This window comes from Mesorhizobium sp. M0518, from assembly GCF_040321125.1.
In the GTDB taxonomy this organism is placed as follows: Bacteria; Pseudomonadota; Alphaproteobacteria; order Rhizobiales; family Rhizobiaceae; genus Mesorhizobium.
Genome location: NZ_JAMYQY010000002.1, coordinates 356848 through 374699 on the forward strand (window position 1 = coordinate 356848; position 17852 = coordinate 374699).

Here is a 17852-nt window from a genome sequence, read left to right on the forward strand (position 1 = left end):
GGCTGGGCATCTATCCGAGGTAACTGTCGGGCAGCTCACTCCTCTTCCGCCGCACCAAACCCCGCTCCCACCGTGGCACGGACAGGGCTGCCCCATGGCGTTGCGTGGTTGTCGATGCGCATCTGGAAGATGAAGTAAGTCGGCGAGCAGAAGCCGATGCCTTTCACCTTGCCGATGCCCGGCGTGTCCGGCGGCAGCGACTGGCACATATAGTCCTCGCGGCAGAAATGATCGGCCGAACACGCCGGCCGGTTGCCGCGATTGACAGCGCCGCCAAGACATTGGTCGAAATTGTTGGTGGCCACGCAGATGTCGAATTTCTTGCCGCCGACCAGCCCGCAGATTTCATTCGGCGTCGGCTTGCCGGCTTTGAAGGCCGCGAAAGCACGGTCCTTGTCGTCGCAGCCGCGATAGGCGATGCCTCCAGGCACGCCGATCTTCGGCGGACGACAGGTATAGGCGGTGCGCGAGACATCCTGGGCGAAGGCCGCGAACTGGCCCGATCTGCTGTAGCGGTCGTTGAAGGGCTGCGCCGCGTTGCTGGCGATCGAGCCGGTCAGGCAGGGATGGCCGGAAAACATTTTTTCGCTGTCCTTGGGCAGCAGGCATTGCGCCAGTTTCGTGTGCACGCCCGAAGCGGTGGCCAGCGGCGTGCAGATGGTATCACTGCTGCACTGCCAGGTCGCGCCGAAGCGAGCCGCATCGTCCGGCATCAAGCACGGCATGGCCATCTCCGCCGGCGCGTAATCGACCGCGCCGGCGTTCGTCCAGACCGCCGGCGGCGCAAAGGAGAGCGGACGGAAGCGGTTCGGCTGCTTGCCTTCGGCCGTGGCGGCCAGCCACGCCTGGCGCCGCGGGATCTCGGCATGAAGATGCGGCGAAACCCCGACCTCGATGCGGTTCAACGGCGATGTCGTCTTGTCGTCTAGCCCGATGAAATGGAAACCGGCGGTCGAACCAGCCTGATGGCAACCCTGGCAGGCGCCATTGTCCAGCCGCTCGACCAGCGCTTCCGGCGTGCGCACCAGTTTCAGCGCGGAATAATCGAGCGGTGCGAATTCCTTGGGCTGGAATAATTGCGTAAACGGGTGATTGGCCTGCCGCGCACTGCCGAAGGTCGACCATGAAATGATCTTTCTGGCCAGGAACTCGTCGGGAATTTCATAAACGCCTTCATCGACCGCCGGCAGATTGGCGCCGACATAGGCGGCAAGCCGTGCTTTCAGCGCCGCGTCCTGCGAGAGCCGTGCGGTGTCGGGCGTGTTCTCCAGCGGCTTCTCGCTGATAGCAGCGCCATCGATGCCGAATACCCGCATGAGATAGGCCGCCTGCCCGCCGAACTCGGTTTCCTGTCCGGAGGGAAAGCGCACCACCTGCGCGTTGAGCTCCAGCTGCTTGAAGGTCAGCCCGGCCTTCTCCAGCGGCCCGCCGGTCAGCCAGCCGGCATCGACGCTCTCGTCAAGCTGTGGCGTCCAGCGTCCGGCAGTGCCGACGCAGCCGCCGTCGGCATCGGGCACCGCGCTGTAGACGGCATTGAAATTGAACGGCAGGCGCGATGCCAGCAGCTTGCCGTTCTTGCGAAAACTGTAGGCCAGGCGGTAGATGAAGCGCACCTCGCCGCAGTTCCTGTCGCCTTGCAGCAGCGTGAAATCGCGACGGTCGAGCCGGTTGACGACGCCGACCAGCCGGAAGCGCGCGGCATCGGTCTTCAGCCAGCGCATGTCCATGATGCGGCCGACATTGCCGTCTGTCACCTCGTAGAGCGGCCGCCCGCCGGCCTTTATCTCGGCCCGCAGCGCCGCAACATCGGAGGCAACGATGTCGACGATGGCGTGATAGGCGGGTGCCTCGTCGTAAAGCGTCTTTAGACCGTCCTCGCCGTCGACCCCCAAAACATCGGCGAAACCGAAACCCTTGGCATCGAGTGCGGCGAGCACCGCCGGATCGTCGACGATGATCACAGGGCCCTCGGCGCGCGCCGTCGACGCCACGAAGACGGCAAAGACTGTGGCAAGCAGCAGAGCCAGGGCGCGGTTCATGGAACGGCCATGCGCGCGTCGAAGAGTTCACGCAACACCGGCAGCAGCGCCAGCGGCAGATCCTCGGCGATCAAGCCGGGTCCGAACCGGCTGCCGGCTTCGGCATGCAGCCACACCGCCGCGCAGGTGCCCTCGAAGGGCGGCATGCCTTGTGCGAGCAAACCGGCAATGATGCCCGACAGCACGTCGCCTGACCCGGCTGTGGCCAGCCACGGTGCACCGTTGGAGTTGATCGCCGCTTTGCCATCGGGCGCTGCTATGACCGTGTCGGCGCCCTTGTAGACGATGACGGCATTGGCCCGCGCTGCGGCCGCCCGCGCCTTGTCCAATTTCGACATGGTTTTGTCCCCGGCGATATCTGGGAACAAGCGGCCGAATTCACCCTCATGCGGCGTGATCACCAACGCTGGCGCGTTCAGGTGACGGGCGGCTTCGAACAGCGACTGCGGCTGATGGGCCATAGATGTAATGGCGTCAGCATCAAGCACGATCGCTCCTCCGTGGTTTGCGGTTTGCGATGCGCGTGCACCCTCCGCCAAGGTCTTGATCAGTTGCAGGGCGAAATCGCCGACCTTGGGCTTTGGCCCGAGCCCCGGTCCAAACACCAGCGCCTCGGGATGGCGCGCCGTCAGAAATTCCTGCACCTCCTCGAGTGACCCCGCCTCTCGCAGCATGATCGAGGTGAGGTGTGTCGCGTTCACCTGCAGGGCATTGCCAGGCGACAGCACGGTGACCGCCCCTGCCCCGCTTCTCGCGGCGGCCATCGCCGACAGCCGCGCCGCGCCGGTAGCACTCGGGCCGCCGGAAAAGACGCCGACATGGCCGCGCTTGTATTTATGCGCGTCCACCGCCGGCACCGGAAATTCCTGCAACCACAGGTCCGGCACATTTTCGAAGGTCGAGACAGCGAGTTGGGCGATGATGCCGTCATCGATGCCGATATCGGCGAGCACGATTTCACCGCATTGCCCGCGCCCCGGCAGCAGCAGGTGGCCGGGCTTTTTCCGGGCGAAGGTAACGGTGAGTTCGGCGCGAAACGCCCTGCTCAATATTTCGCCGCTGGCACCTGAGACGCCCGACGGCAGGTCGATCGCGACCACAGGCAGGCGCAGGGCTGTCACGGTATCGACAGCTTTCGCGGCATCGCCGGAAAGCGGCTTGGACAGCCCTGCCCCATAGAGCGCGTCGATCACGATCGAGCCGAACTCGGCGTCGAAATCAGACAGCGGCCGGGACTTGATCAGTGATTCCGCGGCGGCGAGCGCCGCATCGCTTTCCGGCCTCGGCGCTCCGGATGACCAGATCGTTGTGCCGACGCCGCTGCCGGCCAGGAGGCGTGCGACGACATAGCCATCGCCGCCATTGTTGCCGGGCCCGCACAGCACATGGATGTGCTTTGCCGACGGATAGCGCTTGAGAACCTCGGCCGCGACCGCTGCGCCCGCGCGCCGCATCAGGCTGATTCCATCGGCGGGCCCGGCGGCAATCGTCAGCCGATCCGCCTCGCTCATTTCGGCGGGGACAAGAAGTTCGTTGCTCATGGATTGCCGATCCGCATTCGATCAAGCATTGTCCAATTTTCGATCCGAAGCAAACAAGGGGGAGTTGCCGAGATCTGCGGCCATATCGTTGGCATGTTGGCATCGCAGACACCAAATTGCCTGAGGGATAGGCGATATGCCTAATTTTTGTGCGGACGCAGGTGGCGGCGCTGTGTAGGCTCCGGCAGCCCATGCCGCTTCCGGTACAGCGAATGACGTGAATTTGCATCCCGGCGCGGCGCGGCTTTGAAATCGTATGAGACCGCTTCAGATCCGTCCAATTGGCACAGTTCGTGCTTGATGGAGGCGCAAGCGGGGGCTCACAACCCGTTTTTTTTGGCAGTGGAGGCCACTTTTTACATGAAAAAGATCGAAGCGATCATCAAGCCATTCAAGCTGGACGAAGTGAAGGAAGCGCTTCAGGAGGCCGGACTGCAAGGCATCACTGTCACCGAGGCAAAAGGCTTCGGTCGTCAGAAGGGCCATACCGAACTCTACCGCGGCGCCGAATATGTCGTCGACTTCCTGCCCAAGGTGAAGATCGAAGTCGTCCTTGGCGACGACGCGGTCGAAGGTGCGATCGAGGCCATCCGCAAGGCGGCCCAGACGGGCCGCATCGGTGACGGCAAGATCTTCGTTTCCAATATCGAGGAAGTTGTGCGAATCCGCACCGGCGAAACGGGCATGGACGCGGTCTGACCTGACCCGGCCATCCTCCTGAAAACGTCATCAACAAAAAACGTCATCAAACAGGGATACATGACATGACGACAGCCAAGGACATCATGAAGCAGATCAAGGACAACGACGTGAAATTCGTCGACCTGCGCTTCACAGACCCGAAGGGCAAGCTGCAACACGTGACGATGGATGTCATCGAGGTCGAGGAAGACATGTTCGCCGATGGCGTGATGTTCGACGGCTCGTCGATTGCCGGCTGGAAGGCCATCAACGAGTCTGACATGGTGCTGATGCCCGATCCGGACACTGTCCACATGGACCCGTTCTTCGCGCAGTCGACCATGGTCATCCTGTGCGACATCCTCGATCCGGTTTCGGGTGAATCCTACAACCGCGATCCGCGCGGTACGGCCAAGAAGGCCGAGGCCTACATGAAGGCCGAAGGTATCGGCGACACCATCTATGTCGGCCCGGAAGCCGAGTTCTTCGTGTTCGACGACGTGAAATACAAGGCCGATCCCTACAACACCGGATTCAAGCTCGACTCCACCGAGCTGCCGTCGAACGACGACACCGACTACGAGACCGGCAATCTCGGCCACCGTCCGCGCGTCAAGGGCGGCTACTTCCCGGTGCCGCCGATCGACAGCGCGCAGGACATGCGCTCGGAAATGCTGACCGTGCTCGCCGAGATGGGCGTGCGCGTCGAAAAGCATCACCATGAGGTGGCGGCGGCCCAGCACGAACTCGGCATCAAGTTCGACGCACTGGTGCGCAACGCCGACAAGATGCTGATCTACAAATATGTCGTCCACCAGGTCGCCAACGCCTATGGCAAGACGGCCACCTTCATGCCGAAGCCGATCTTCGGCGACAACGGCTCGGGCATGCACGTCCACATGTCGATCTGGAAGAACGGCAAGCCGACCTTCGCCGGCAATGAATATGCAGGTCTGTCGGAAAACTGCCTCTTCTTCATTGGCGGCGTCATCAAGCATGCCAAGGCGATCAACGCTTTCACAAACCCGCTGACCAACTCCTACAAGCGCCTGGTGCCAGGCTATGAAGCGCCGGTGCTGCTTGCCTATTCGGCACGCAACCGCTCGGCGTCCTGCCGCATCCCGTTCGGCTCGTCGCCGAAGGCCAAGCGCGTCGAGGTCCGCTTTCCCGATCCGGGCGCGAATCCCTACCTCGCCTTCTCCGCCCTGCTGATGGCCGGCCTCGACGGCATCAAGAACAAGATCCATCCCGGCCAGCCGATGGACAAGGATCTCTACGACCTGCCGCCGAAGGAGTTGAAAAAGATCCCGACCGTCTGCGGTTCGCTGCGAGAAGCCCTGCAGAGCCTCGACAAGGACCGTGGCTTCCTGAAGGCTGGCGGCGTCTTCGACGACGACCAGATCGACAGCTACATCGAGCTGAAGATGGCCGAAGTGATGCGCTTCGAAATGACCCCGCATCCGGTCGAATACGACATGTACTACTCCGTCTGAGGCTTCAATCTCAGCCTAAGATTCGCCATAACCAAGCCCTTGAAAGACTTCCCTCTTTCAAGGGCTTTTTGCTGCGCTCCAATAGGAATTGCCAGCCGACCGGCATGTCTCGCCTGCGCGGCAGCCGCATGCGCGCCCGTATCCGCCTTTCGTCTTCGGCGATCGCACGATGCCCGGATTCTTGGACCTACGGTCCATCGGAGCGGCCGGCTTGAGCGTCGGTCCGGTGACTTCAATCACTACTCGGCGATGTCCAGTGAAGATCAAGGCGGCCGCTCGGTCGCCAACGTTGGAGCCAGGAGCGAGCGGAGCACTGTCTCAGGCTACAGTGACCGCTCGTCCGGCGCCCACGCCAATGCCGCCGTTCAGAAAACCCCGCCCGTCCGAACAGCATTGCGTGACGTAACCCCAAGGCCTGCGAATACGCATGCCGTAGCGTGATCTGTCAACGTCGCAAGCTGGGCCGCGAATGGCCGATTCTGCTGTATGAACAGATGCTTATGGAAGGCCCTTTGCCCCGGATAAGGGCTGGAAAAGGCGCTTTTCCGGGCTTTATAGCGAGTGATCGCCGGAGGCTCACATGGCTGCGGCAAGAACTCCCGGGCGATTTGCGATCGCGTGAATTCCCTGACTTTTTCTGGGTATGTTTTCCCAGGAATGCCGTCAGCCGGGTAACGGCCAAAAAAGAACCCCGGCGCGAAACGCCGGGGTCTTCTTGTCATGCAGTCCGAAACGCTTACGCGGCGGCCGAAACCTGGGCGCTTGCCGGAACCGAGGCGATCGTCTTCAGGATCTGCGAGGCGATCTGGTAGGGGTCGCCCTGCGAGTTCGGACGGCGGTCTTCCAGATAACCCTTGTAGTCGCTTTTGATGAAGGAATGCGGCACGCGGATCGAGGCGCCACGGTCGGCAATGCCATAGCTGAACCGGTTCCACGGCGCGGTCTCGTGCTTGCCGGTCAAACGCTTGTCGTTGTCCGGGCCGTAGACGGCGATGTGATCCATCAGGTTCTTGTCGAAGGCCGCCATCAGCGCTTCGAAATAGGCCTTGCCGCCGACTTCGCGCATATAGGCGGTCGAGAAGTTGGCGTGCATGCCAGAGCCGTTCCAGTCGGTGTCGCCAAGCGGCTTGCAGTGGTATTCGATGTCGATGCCGTACTTCTCGGTCAGGCGCTGCATGAGGTAGCGGGCCATCCACATCTGGTCGGCGGCTTTCTTGGAGCCCTTGCCGAAAATCTGGAATTCCCACTGGCCCTTGGCAACTTCGGCGTTGATGCCTTCGTGGTTGATGCCGGCGGCGAGGCAGAGGTCGAGATGCTCCTCGACGATCTGGCGCGCAATGGAGCCGACATTGGAATAGCCGACGCCGGTGTAGTACGGGCCCTGGGGTGCGGGATAGCCGCTCTCGGGGAAGCCGAGCGGCCGGCCGTCCTTGTAGAAGAAATATTCCTGCTCGAAGCCGAACCAGGCGCCCTCGTCATCGAGGATGGTGGCGCGCTTGTTGGATGCGTGCGGCGTCACGCCATCGGGCATCATGACTTCGCACATGACCAGCACGCCGTTGGTGCGGGCGGGATCCGGATAGACCGCAACCGGCTTCAGCACGCAATCGGAGCTGTGCCCTTCGGCCTGCTGGGTCGAGGAACCATCGAAGCCCCACAGCGGCAGCTGCTCAAGATCAGGGAATTCGGCGAATTCCTTGATCTGCGTCTTGCCGCGAAGGTTGGGGACCGGGGTATATCCATCGAGCCAGATATACTCGAGCTTGTATTTCGTCATTCTAGCCTCTCGTTGCTTGATCACCGAACACTGAACGGCGTCGACATGCGTCTGCCGTCAGCAGACGGCCTGCCGCACACTTAAAATGCAATTCGTGTGCCATTCTTGGTCCGGAGGGTGCGGCAAAATTGACGCGGCATCCGCTCGAAAGTCGGTGAGCGCCTAAGCAATGCGCCCGGATCCATCACAATCGTTATTTGCACAAATAGTGTGCAAATACTGATCTTTTCATAGGCATATTGCCTAACTTGATTGCAGACCTTATCTTTGGACCAAGTTGAATCGAAAAGGTTCGGCGGAAGAAAGGAATCCGGCATGGAAATCATTTCCACACGACCGTCGGCCAAAATTCTGATGTTCCCGGCGGCAGCGCGCCTCTCTGCCTCAAATTTGAGCGGAAGGGCTAAGTTTGCGGCAGAGCTTGCCTCGCTGCGTGGTGCCCGCGCAGACTTCGGCGACGGCTGGTACCATGAGGCAGCCGTCGAGGATGAGGCCCGGGGCCGCAAGAGCTGACACAGAGGGGCAGCAGCCCTCGTCAACGGATAATTGGCCTGAAAAGAGGAAGCCCGGCGCGATTGCTCGCGCCGGGCTTTATCTTTGTATGCTGGAGCTGTCAGCTACTGCTTGTCGTGCAGGTTGGTTCCCAGCGTATCCCTGACGAAGATCATGCCGATGATCAGCGACATCGCCGCGATCACCACCGGATACCAGAGGCCGTAGTAGATATCGCCCTTGGAGGCGCTGAGCGCGAACACGATCGCCGGCAGCAGGCCGCCGAACCAGCCATTGCCGATGTGATAGGGCAGCGACATGCCGGTATAGCGGATGCGGGTCGGGAACATCTCGACCAGGATCGCCGCGATCGGCCCGTAGACCATGGTCACGTAGAGGACCAGGATGAACAGGATGCCGATGACCTTTGCCCAGTTGACCGCCGCCGGGTCGGCAAACATCGCGAACGCACCGGCCGCCGGAACACTGTAGACGGTCACGTCCGTGGCGCCGGCAGCCTCATCGGCCGTCAGCAGCTTGTCCTTGACCGCCTGGGCGAGCGGGACAGTTGCCTTTTCACCGGCGCGAATGGCTGCCGCGTCGAGCTTCAGTTCGGGATTGGCCGCGACAAAAGCGTCGAGCTTTTGGTCAGCAACCTTGGCGGCAGCACGCTTCAGCGGATAACCGCCGTCCTGAAGCGCCAGGTTGATCGCCTTCTTGAAAGCCGCATCGCTTGGAGCAGCCTTATCAGCGGCCGCCACGGCGTCGTAAGACGTCACGGTCTCGGCGCCGATCTTGACGCTGGCCGCTGTTCCCGCTGCCGCTGTCGTGACGATATCATAGGGCACCGAGCTTTTGGCCAGGAAGTCCGTCGCAATATCGCACGAGGTGAGAGGCTTGCGTGTTCCGGTTGGATTGAACTGGAACTTGCAGTCCCCCGGAGCAGCGGTCACCGTCGCACGCGTGTTCTGCTGGGCGGTGGCGAGCGCCGGGTTGGCGGCCCATGTCAGCGCCTTGAACAGCGGGAAGGTGGTGACGATCGCCAGCGCGAGACCGGCCATGATGATCGGCTTGCGGCCGATCTTGTCGGATAGCCAGCCGAACACGACGAAGAAGACCGCGCCGAGCGCCAGCGCAATCGCGATCATGATGTTGACCGACTGTGGGTCGACCTTGAGCACATTCGCCAGGAAGAACAGCGCGTAGAACTGGCCGTTGTACCAGACCACAGCCTGGCCGGCGGTGAGGCCGAACAACGCGAGCAACGCGATCTTGGCATTCTTCCACTGGCCGAAGGCTTCCGTCAGCGGCGCCTTGGAGCCCTTGCCCTCGTCCTTCATGCGCTGGAAAGTCGGCGATTCGGCAAGCGACAGGCGGATCCAGACCGATATGCCGAGCAGTATGGCCGAGAGCAGGAACGGAATACGCCAGCCCCAAGCCGCGAAATCCTCCTTGCTCAGCGAATTCTGCACGACCAGGATGACGATCAGCGACAGGAACAGGCCGAGCGTCGCCGTCGTCTGAATCCACGACGTATAGAAGCCGCGGCGATCGTCGGGAGCATGCTCGGCGACATAGGTCGCCGCACCACCATACTCACCGCCGAGCGCCAGGCCCTGCAGCATGCGCAGCCCGACCAGGATGATGGGCGCCGCAATGCCCCAGTTCGCCGAGCCGGGAAGCAGGCCGACCAGGAAGGTCGACAGGCCCATGATCAGGATGGTGACAAGAAATGTGTATTTGCGGCCGACGAGATCGCCAATGCGACCGAACACCAGCGCGCCGAACGGGCGCACCAGGAAGCCGGCGGCGAAAACCAGCAGCGTGAAGATGTTGCGAGTCGCCTCTGGATAGGAGGCGAAGAATGCCGCGCCGATCGCTCCGGCCAATGCGCCGTAGAGATAGAAATCATACCATTCGAAAACGGTGCCGAGCGAGGAAGCGAAGATGACTTTCTTCTCCTCCCGCGTCATGCCGCGGCTTGCTCCGCCGGCGGTCGATGCGATTGCCATTGCGTTATCCTCCCGTGAGACCCGTTCTCGATGCTGCGCGACACCGTCCGCGTTCTCCTCCGAGCACGGACTCAACGACAGCCATTCGGAAAAATGACAGAAAGCGCCTGCCAAAGGCAGCGCGTCTTTGGGATTATGACTTTGGTATTAGGTGCACTGCGGGATGAATCCGGGCGAGCTGGGAAAACTCCTTAGCGCTTGAGCGCTTCCAGCAGGCCGACAGCAGCCATCATGTCGCGCTTGCGAGCCGCGCGGCGGGCAACGGCCTCCGCATCCTGCCCCCAATGCTCGATCTGCCAGTCCTCGTCGACATGGGCAGCGGCCCAGGCAGGATCGGCATCGAGTTCGCCGAAATCGACAGCCAGCGCCAGCAGAGCCGAACCGGTCAGCGACGTCATCACATGGATGGCGGCGAGCCGCAGCGGCTCTGTTCGCTGGGCAAGATGGCTGCCCAGCACGGCGATGGTCTCGCGCGGCTGCTCGACATGGATGATGCCCTCGGCGAGATTGAAGCGGACCCCGAGTGTTCCCCTCACCCAGTTTATCACCGGGTCCCAATGCTGGCTCTGCCGCTCCACCAGCCCTTGCGGTGCGTCGGCGCGATAGCAGAGCAGATCGGATGAGGCAAAGCGCAGGATATCCTCCAGCACCGCCTGGGGGTCGCTGGCGACACCGTCGATGGCGGTGTTGACGAGACGCATCACCGGCATGGTCACCGGATCGATGGTCTCGCTTTGGGCGGCGAATTCGTCGGCGACAAGCACTGCTGCTGCCTCGGTAGGCAGCGCCAGCAGCGCCTTGCTCGGGGTGCGCACCGGCTTGCCGTCGAGATGCACGGCAAACCCATTGTCGACAGGTGCGACAGAGGCGGCCTTGTAGAAGCGCTTCGGCAGATGCGTCTTCATCTGGATCTGGGCGCGACGCACCGGATCGGGATGGGAAAGATATTTGCCCGCTTCGAGGTCGTTGAGGATATCACGCATGAAGGTCTCTCTTACACCGGCGTCAGCTTGCGCGCCGGCCGGTTGACGATGATCAGGCCGGCGGCAATTAGGCCAAGTGCCAGGAAAATGCGCATGGTCAGCGGCTCATTCAAGAACATGGCGCCGCACAGCACGCCGAAAACCGGCGACAGGAAGGTGAAACTGGACAGGCCTGATGCCGGATAGCGCCGCAGCAGCCAGAACCACAGCACATAGGTGAAGGCGACGATGTAGACAGCCTGGAAAAGCAGCGCCAAAGTCGGCAGCACGGTCGGATCGCGAACGGGCGGGCCGGCGAGAGGCAGCACCAAGACGCCTACGATCGCTGCCCCGGCGAGCTGGTAAAGCAGAAGCTTTTCGGCGCTCGCCTCGACCAGCTTCGACCGCTTGATGAGGATGTTGGTCAAAGCCCAGAAGAATCCGGAGCCGAGGCTCAGGAGATCGCCGAACAGCATGTCTCCGCCGCCGCCGAGCTTGTCGGAAAACACCGCGGCAAGACCGGCAAAGGCCAGCAGCAGGCCAAGGAATTTTCTCAACGTGATCTGCTCGCCAAGCAGGAAATGGCCGCCGAGCAGCATCCAGAACGGCATCGTGTTGACCAGCAGCGTGTTGCGGGCAACGGTCGTATGCTCCAGGCCGACATAAAGGCAAAGGAACTCGATGCCGAAAAGCGCGCCAACCGCGATGCCGGCGAGCAAGGTCCCGTCGCGCGTGAAAAGCGCGATGCCGCGCCACCGGCACCAGGCAAAGACACACAGGCCGCCGATGATCGAGCGCGCGATCGATAGGAAAACCGGATCATAGCCAGCGTAGGAGATCTTGGCGGCGACGTAATTCAGCCCCCAGGAAAAGGTCAGCCCGACCATGATGGCGGCGGCGGCCATGTCGACCGTGTCGCGACGATCAAGCGTATCGGTGGCGAGCCCGTCGGTGGCGCCGCTCACGATCAGTCCTCCGCGCTGGCGTCGTCGAAGCCGATCAGGTTCCAGCTCTGTCGCATGTGCGGCGGCATTGGCGCGGTGACATCGATGACGCCCTTGTCGGGATGCGGAATGATGATGCGGCGCGCATGCAGATGCAGGCGGTTTTGAATGCCGCCGGGAAAGTCCCAGTTGGTGTCGGCCTCGAAATATTTCGGATCGCCCAGGATCGGACAGCCGATGTGGGCGGCATGAACGCGAAGCTGGTGGGTGCGGCCGGTATAAGGCTCCATCTCCAGCCAGGTCATCGTCTGCGCCGCCTGCTCGATGATGCGGTAGTAGGACACAGCGTGGTCGGCGCCCTTTTCACCATGCGCGGCGACCCGCACGCGGTCACCGTCCGGCGTCGGCTCCTTGATCAGCCAGGTCGAGATCTTGTCCTCGCGCTTGGGCGGCACGCCCTTAACCAGCGCCCAATAGGTCTTCTTGGTCTCGCGGGCGCGAAACGCTTCCGAGAGCTTCATGGCGGCCAGCCGGCTACGGGCGACGACCAGAACACCCGAAGTGTCGCGGTCGAGCCTGTGAACCAATCTGGGCTTCTCGCCCTTCTGGTTGCGCCAGGCTTCCAGCATGTCGTCGACATTGCGGGTGACGCCCGAGCCGCCCTGCACCGCAAGGCCCGCCGGCTTGTTGAAGACGAAAACCTTAGGGTCCTCATGGATCAGCATCTTGGCGAGAACATCGGCATCGCCCTGGTTGCGGATCGAGTGGCCGGTCAGCGCACTCTCGCCCTTCTTGTCGACCTCGAGCGGTGGGACGCGAACCATCTGGCCGGGCTCGACACGGGTGTCGGCCTTGACCCGGCCGCCGTCGACACGGATCTGGCCGGAGCGCAGAAGCTTCTGCAAATGGCCGAAACCAAGGCCCGGGAAATGGGTCTTGAACCAGCGGTCGAGCCGCATGCCCGCCTCGCCGGCCTCCACCGTGATCTGTTCAACGCCTGCCATGTTTTTTGTCGCTTATCCGTTTCCCGAGCGAAGCTCGGCCTGTTCTTGGCGCGGCAATAGCACTAAGGCAGGCTTCTTGCGAGCCAAAGTCCCAGAAACAGGGCGATAATGGCGCCAACGACGCTGGCAAGGGCATAAGCCAGTGCAGGCAGCGTGGCTCCCCGCTCCCACAGCGTCGCGAAATCGAGCGAAAAGGCGGAGAAGGTGGTGAAGCCGCCAAGAATGCCGGTAGCAACGAACAGCCTGACCTCGTTCGATCCGCCACGGCGCATCATGGAGGCGATGAACAGCCCCATGGCGAAGGAGCCGATGACGTTGATGGCCATCGTGCCCCAGGGATAGTTTGGGCCGACAAGGCGCAATGCGCCGATGTTGGTGAGGTGACGAATTCCGGCACCGATGCCGCCACCGACGACGACGAGAAGCAGATTGAACATGACCGTTTACTGCCCCCGCACGGCTGCCCGGTCAATCCCTTGTTGCGCGCGCAACCGCACGGATCGGCCGAGTTCGTCACCACTCAGGCGTTGCCCATCTCGGATATTTTTTCCTGAACTCGTTATAGAGGTCATCGATCTCCGCTTTGCCGATTGGGCGCACCTGTTCGTAGAGGTAGCCCTTGACGTCGCCGGACAGCTGGTACGCCGCGATGCGCCTGTATGCTGCGGCGATGCCTTTGCCCTCGACAATGTATTGGTCCGGTATCGAGACACAGAGCTGCGCGCCCGGCTGCAGATGGATAACGGGCGGGTCGGTCACGACAACGTATTTGGACTTCAACGTCGCCGGTCTGAATCGATCGCGACTATCGACCTGACAAGCCCACTCGATGCGAGGGTAAAGGTCCTTGTCCATTTCATACAGCAATGAATCGCTCATCATCCCGCTGGATGCAAACACCGACAACCGGTCCTCAGGTCCCATCTTTCCAAGAAGGTCATCGATAAGGCGCCTGTATTCTGGAAGATTGTCGAGGTGCAGCGGGAGCGTGGCTTCGCTGGCAAAGACGTAGCTGATCGGTGACAGCACCTGGCGGCCAGTCGGGAAAAAAGTACCGAAAAACGCCAGCCCGGCGGCAACGGCTATCGCGGCGTTCGACCATAGCGATCTCAGTGCCGGCATCGAAACGATCGCAACGATTGCCTGGGCGTAGGCAGGAAAGAGCCAAAGAAATACTGGCACCGAATGATGGCGATCCGGGTCCTGCATGCGGGTGAAGAGGACGAAGGTGAGTGCCGAAGCAACGGCACAGAACAGGGAAAATCTGTTTTTCGGCGTATGATGGAGATGTAAAGGCCAAATACGATCAACAGCCAGTTCACATAGCTGAGCCGCGATCCTACCTGGCCAAGCTGTGAACCGAAGTTTGTCTTGTATCCGCTGTAAAGGTCGCCATAGCTGGTTCCCAGTATCTTGAGGATCAGGGGTTGCTGGAAGGTCAGCGCGGCTCCGATACCACGAGGATCGCACACAGGCTCCCGACGGCGGCATTGCGGAGTGCCGGAAAGTCCCGGTCTTTCGCCTGCAGAAAACAGAAGAAGGCTGCGGAAATTCCGACCCCGATGACGGGATAGGCGTACCAGCGGCGCAGCACGAATGCCAACCACAGGCATACGCCGACACGTATTCCGCTGATCACCGGTTCATGGGTCAGGAACCTCGATTTCCAGAGAAAATAGGTTGCCGCGCAAAGCGCGAAACAGCCGGCAATGTCAGGCAACCCACGGAGCGTCGCCGCCCAGAAGGGCGTGTAGAGAAAGGCCGCAATCCATACGGTGAGCCAGCTTCGGCATGAAGATGTTCCGGTCGCCGCCTCCAGATAGCTTATTCTGCCGATGAGAAGAGCGGTCGGGACCAGATAAACAGCGACTGTTCCGGCGATGTAGGAAAACCTCGAATCGCCAAAAATGATGTGAAACGGCATCAGCGGCACCAGGATCGCCGCACTGTAGTCATCCGTGGCTATCGAGGTTCTCAGGTGGCTGAGCCATTCGAGAGGGCTCTGAACCAAGAGCGTGCCTTGCTGGCTGAACGTGTCGAAATAGGCAGCGAAGTCCCAGTAATAGACAGGCTGTTCAAGCCCTACATAGGTGAGAGCAAGAGCAACTCCCAGCAGAGCGGTGCACACATAGGTCGTTGCCCAAAATCCGAGAGATCTGTTCTTCGTCACTTGAAGCCGCCAGGAGGGGAGAGGCAGAACTGTCAAAGTCAGCCCGGGGCCGCCGTTCATGCAGCCAGGAGCCGTTCCGGCGCATGAGCGGCCACAAGGATGGGCCAAATCTCACATGCGGAGCACCCAAATGCCGCCGGCAGCGCCGGTTCTCTAAAGCTCAGGTCGTCCCGGCATTTTTCGGCTTGGTCGAGCCGATCATCTTCCAGTTCTTGTAGAACATGGAATTGATGCGCTCGACGCTGACCGAGACGATGGCGAGCATGCCCGCGATGAGACGGGGAACCGGAGACGGCCTGATAATGTCCATGAACACGCAGTAGCGGCGGCCGTCATACTCGTTGACCGAGCGATGCAGCAGCGTGTCGTCGAAGATGAACAGCGGATTGTCGTACCAGTAATTCTTGACGTTGCCGCACTCGACGAAAATCTCCGACTTCACCGGGATCAGATTGTAGAGGATGCGCAGGCTGAGCCGCAGCGGGCCGAAATGCCAGGACGTCGATTCGCGCTTGCTGAAGACGGAAACGGCTATGGTCTTGATATATTTGAAATCCTTGTTGAACTCGGCGACATTATCGATCCTGTGCTTGCCGTACCACTGGTAGACATACATGCCGCGCCGGCCGGCGCCGAAATTGGCGTCGATGTCGGCAATGATCTCGTCCTTGCGCGCTTTGAAGATGTCCAGGACCTCGTTGACCTCGCGCTGATAGTCGGCGGGAAACTGCTCCAGCTTCCAGACGCCCGGATTTCTGTAGCACAAGAGGTCGACCAGCAGATTGAACGGCGAAAGCAGCCAGGTGAACAGGCCGTTGCCGAGAAAATAGCCTGAGAACAGCGACAGATCCTTGCGGTCGTTGCGCAGCACGTCGATCAGGCCGCAGATGATGAAGATCGTCGTCAGGATGGGAATGAAATAGAAGCCAAGGGCGAGAAGCGGGATGGCAATGGCGAATTTGCGAAGAGACTTGCGAAGGGTTTTTGTCATTTTTCCACGCGCGAAGCGCGATCCTGTTGCGAATGAAGTGCCCAAATCACGGCAACGACCACCGCCCGGTCGTGCGCCTTGATAAGGTTTTTTGGGTTACCACACAACGGCCCTGCTATCGTGGCCGGCTGGCTGCCTGGTGAAAACCTTCCGGTATCAGGTCAATGCACCGCCGGCAGGCCAAGCTCGTCCCATTTTTCCCTGGGAACCAGATCGCCAACCAGGAATTCGAAGCCGACGACGCTTTCGCCGTCCCCAGCCAGTTGGCATCTGAACTTTAGACCATACCAGTTTCTGCGGCTGCGGAAAGCCGCGCCATTCGCGCCCGCAGCAAAAGACACGACCCGCGCCGGCTGAAAATCCGGATGCCATCGGCGGATCTGGTCACGGCCTCACGCAAACCCGCTATTCCCGCTCCTTGCGCAGCTTCGCCCAATAGTCGAGCCGCTTCCTGATGTCGCGCTCGAAGCCGCGCTCGGGCGGATCATAGAAGGTCTGGCGGCCCATCTTCTCCGGAAAATAATCCTGCCCGGAAAAGGCATCCGGCTCGTCATGGTCGTAACGATAGCCGGCGCCGTAATCCTCCGCTTTCATCAGCTTGGTCGGCGCGTTGAGGATGTGCTTGGGCGGCAGCAGCGAGCCGTGTTCCTTGGCGGCCCGTGTGGCGGCCTTGAAAGCGTTGTAGACGGCGTTGGATTTGGGCGCGGTGGCGAGATAGACGGTGGCCTCGGCAAAAGCCAGCTCGCCCTCGGGCGAGCCAAGATAGTCGTAGGCATCCTTGGCGGCATTGGCGACGACAAGCGCCTGCGGGTCGGCAAGGCCGATGTCTTCCATGGCCATGCGCACCAGCCGGCGGCCTAGATAGAGCGGATCCTCGCCCGCATCGAACATGCGTGCGAGATAGTAGAGAGCCGCGTCAGGGTCTGAACCGCGTACCGATTTGTGCAGCGCCGAGATCAGATTGTAATGGCCGTCCTGGCCCTTGTCGTAGATCGGCGCGCGGCGCTGGACGATGCGCTGCAGTCCCTCGGGATCGAAGACCTCGCCGAGTTTGGCTGCCCGCCAGACTTCTTCCGCGAGCGTCAGCGAGGCCCGGCCGTCGCCATCGCTCATGCGGATGAGCATGGTCCGCGCCTCGTCATCGAGCGGCAGCGCCCTGCCCTCGGTCTCCTCCGCCCGCACCATCAGCTTGGAGATGCTCTCCTCGCCAAGCGAATGGAAGACCAGAACGCGCGCGCGTGACAACAAAGCGGCATTCAGTTCGAAGGACGGGTTTTCGGTCGTAGCGCCAACCAGCACGACTGTCCCGTCCTCCATGACCGGGAGAAAGCTGTCTTGCTGGGCACGGTTGAAGCGATGTATCTCGTCGACGAACAGCAAGGTCTGGCGGCCATTGGTGCGGCGCAATTTGGCCGCTTCGAACACCTTTTTCAGGTCGGCGACGCCGGAAAAGACAGCCGATATCTGCTCGAATGCCAGGCTGGTTTCGCCGGCAAGCAGGCGCGCCACGGTGGTCTTGCCGGTGCCGGGCGGCCCCCAGAAGATCATCGAGCCGAGCGAGCCGGAACCGATCAACCGGGTCAGCGCGCCGTCAGGGCCGGTCAGATGCTCCTGGCCGACGACCTCGCCAAGGTTTCTCGGCCGCAGCCTGTCGGCCAGCGGCCGCCCAGGCGGGGTCTTTTCCGGTTCATCGACGCTGAACAGATCGGCCATGCACTTCTTTTTCGTTGGAGCATGAGCCCGAAT

The 17852-nt window shown here is 61.5% G+C and carries 16 protein-coding genes; 3 read left to right on the plus strand and 13 right to left on the minus strand.

Features of this window, described 5'->3' with window-relative positions; translation table 11 throughout:
• Positions 1-35: 35 nt before the first annotated feature.
• Together NKI66_RS04745 and NKI66_RS04750 are read right to left on the minus strand one after the other, a co-directional pair.
• Positions 36-2039, minus strand: a complete 2004-nt coding sequence (locus NKI66_RS04745; protein ID WP_352751079.1) for a hypothetical protein — start codon at positions 2037-2039, stop codon at positions 36-38.
• Positions 2036-3580: an NAD(P)H-hydrate dehydratase gene (locus tag NKI66_RS04750; RefSeq protein ID WP_352751081.1), complete on the minus strand. Its 1545-nt coding sequence runs from the start codon at positions 3578-3580 to the stop codon at positions 2036-2038. Before NKI66_RS04750 ends, NKI66_RS04745 begins: the two co-directional genes overlap by 4 nt.
• Before the next feature lie 360 nt (positions 3581-3940).
• Here NKI66_RS04750 and NKI66_RS04755 point away from each other — a divergent pair, with 360 nt between their 5' ends.
• Positions 3941-4279: a P-II family nitrogen regulator gene (locus NKI66_RS04755; protein WP_006205430.1), complete on the plus strand. Its 339-nt coding sequence runs from the start codon at positions 3941-3943 to the stop codon at positions 4277-4279.
• Between the two features lie 65 nt (positions 4280-4344).
• Positions 4345-5754 (plus strand): type I glutamate--ammonia ligase, encoded by a 1410-nt coding sequence (glnA, locus tag NKI66_RS04760; RefSeq protein ID WP_128306005.1) that lies wholly within the window; start codon positions 4345-4347, stop codon positions 5752-5754.
• 736 nt (positions 5755-6490) lie between these two features.
• Here the strand turns inward: glnA and NKI66_RS04765 are convergent.
• Positions 6491-7531 carry a glutamine synthetase beta-grasp domain-containing protein gene (locus tag NKI66_RS04765; protein WP_023812071.1) on the minus strand — a complete coding sequence of 347 codons (1041 nt, stop codon included), beginning with the start codon at positions 7529-7531 and terminating at the stop codon, positions 6491-6493.
• A 315-nt stretch (positions 7532-7846) separates the two neighbouring features.
• On the opposite strand from NKI66_RS04765, the gene NKI66_RS04770 reads away from it, so the two are divergent.
• Complete coding sequence (locus NKI66_RS04770; protein WP_352751082.1) at positions 7847-8044, plus strand: DUF2735 domain-containing protein; 198 nt, start codon at positions 7847-7849, stop codon at positions 8042-8044.
• Between the two features lie 104 nt (positions 8045-8148).
• On the opposite strand, the gene NKI66_RS04775 is transcribed toward NKI66_RS04770, so the two are convergent.
• The 10 genes from NKI66_RS04775 to NKI66_RS04820 form a co-directional block, all read right to left on the minus strand.
• Complete coding sequence (locus NKI66_RS04775) at positions 8149-10035, minus strand: MFS transporter (protein WP_023812073.1); 1887 nt, start codon at positions 10033-10035, stop codon at positions 8149-8151.
• A 191-nt stretch (positions 10036-10226) separates the two neighbouring features.
• The gene (locus NKI66_RS04780) at positions 10227-11018 is read right to left on the minus strand and encodes an ATP12 family chaperone protein (protein WP_352751084.1); all 792 of its coding nucleotides are present in this window, start codon (positions 11016-11018) and stop codon (positions 10227-10229) included.
• An 11-nt stretch (positions 11019-11029) separates the two neighbouring features.
• On the minus strand, positions 11030-11902 hold the full coding sequence (locus NKI66_RS04785; RefSeq protein WP_050592714.1) for a DMT family transporter: 873 nt from the start codon (positions 11900-11902) through the stop codon (positions 11030-11032).
• Positions 11903-11964: 62 nt separating this feature from the next.
• Positions 11965-12945 carry an RluA family pseudouridine synthase gene (locus NKI66_RS04790; RefSeq protein WP_023812076.1) on the minus strand — a complete coding sequence of 327 codons (981 nt, stop codon included), beginning with the start codon at positions 12943-12945 and terminating at the stop codon, positions 11965-11967.
• A gap of 62 nt (positions 12946-13007) precedes the next feature.
• Complete coding sequence (gene crcB / locus NKI66_RS04795) at positions 13008-13382, minus strand: fluoride efflux transporter CrcB (RefSeq protein ID WP_023812077.1); 375 nt, start codon at positions 13380-13382, stop codon at positions 13008-13010.
• A gap of 76 nt (positions 13383-13458) precedes the next feature.
• On the minus strand, positions 13459-14127 hold the full coding sequence (locus tag NKI66_RS04800; RefSeq protein ID WP_245273248.1) for a hypothetical protein: 669 nt from the start codon (positions 14125-14127) through the stop codon (positions 13459-13461).
• A gap of 256 nt (positions 14128-14383) precedes the next feature.
• The gene (locus NKI66_RS04805) at positions 14384-15175 is read right to left on the minus strand and encodes a hypothetical protein (RefSeq protein ID WP_245273249.1); all 792 of its coding nucleotides are present in this window, start codon (positions 15173-15175) and stop codon (positions 14384-14386) included.
• A 100-nt stretch (positions 15176-15275) separates the two neighbouring features.
• Entirely contained in the window at positions 15276-16106 is an 831-nt protein-coding gene (locus NKI66_RS04810) for an aspartyl/asparaginyl beta-hydroxylase domain-containing protein (protein WP_127295791.1), read from the minus strand.
• Positions 16107-16267: 161 nt separating this feature from the next.
• On the minus strand, positions 16268-16447 hold the full coding sequence (locus tag NKI66_RS04815) for a DUF930 domain-containing protein (protein ID WP_502900203.1): 180 nt from the start codon (positions 16445-16447) through the stop codon (positions 16268-16270).
• Positions 16448-16511: 64 nt separating this feature from the next.
• Positions 16512-17819 carry a replication-associated recombination protein A gene (locus NKI66_RS04820; RefSeq protein ID WP_352751086.1) on the minus strand — a complete coding sequence of 436 codons (1308 nt, stop codon included), beginning with the start codon at positions 17817-17819 and terminating at the stop codon, positions 16512-16514.
• Positions 17820-17852 lie beyond the last annotated feature (33 nt).

Excerpts from the sequence above, each read along its gene's own strand:
- NKI66_RS04785 (WP_050592714.1), bottom strand. The coding sequence starts at position 11,902 with ATGGCCGCCGCCGCCATCATGGTCGGGCTGACCTTTTCCTGGGGGCTG.
- NKI66_RS04805 (WP_245273249.1), bottom strand. The coding sequence starts at position 15,175 with ATGAACGGCGGCCCCGGGCTGACTTTGACAGTTCTGCCTCTCCCCTCC.
- NKI66_RS04780 (WP_352751084.1), bottom strand. The coding sequence starts at position 11,018 with ATGCGTGATATCCTCAACGACCTCGAAGCGGGCAAATATCTTTCCCAT.
- NKI66_RS04790 (WP_023812076.1), bottom strand. The coding sequence starts at position 12,945 with ATGGCAGGCGTTGAACAGATCACGGTGGAGGCCGGCGAGGCGGGCATG.
- NKI66_RS04770 (WP_352751082.1), top strand. The coding sequence starts at position 7,847 with ATGGAAATCATTTCCACACGACCGTCGGCCAAAATTCTGATGTTCCCG.
- NKI66_RS04765 (WP_023812071.1), bottom strand. The coding sequence starts at position 7,531 with ATGACGAAATACAAGCTCGAGTATATCTGGCTCGATGGATATACCCCG.
- NKI66_RS04820 (WP_352751086.1), bottom strand. The coding sequence starts at position 17,819 with ATGGCCGATCTGTTCAGCGTCGATGAACCGGAAAAGACCCCGCCTGGG.
- NKI66_RS04745 (WP_352751079.1), bottom strand. The coding sequence starts at position 2,039 with ATGAACCGCGCCCTGGCTCTGCTGCTTGCCACAGTCTTTGCCGTCTTC.
- NKI66_RS04750 (WP_352751081.1), bottom strand. The coding sequence starts at position 3,580 with ATGAGCAACGAACTTCTTGTCCCCGCCGAAATGAGCGAGGCGGATCGG.
- NKI66_RS04810 (WP_127295791.1), bottom strand. The coding sequence starts at position 16,106 with ATGACAAAAACCCTTCGCAAGTCTCTTCGCAAATTCGCCATTGCCATC.
- NKI66_RS04775 (WP_023812073.1), bottom strand. The coding sequence starts at position 10,035 with ATGGCAATCGCATCGACCGCCGGCGGAGCAAGCCGCGGCATGACGCGG.
- NKI66_RS04755 (WP_006205430.1), top strand. The coding sequence starts at position 3,941 with ATGAAAAAGATCGAAGCGATCATCAAGCCATTCAAGCTGGACGAAGTG.
- crcB (WP_023812077.1), bottom strand. The coding sequence starts at position 13,382 with ATGTTCAATCTGCTTCTCGTCGTCGTCGGTGGCGGCATCGGTGCCGGA.
- glnA (WP_128306005.1), top strand. The coding sequence starts at position 4,345 with ATGACGACAGCCAAGGACATCATGAAGCAGATCAAGGACAACGACGTG.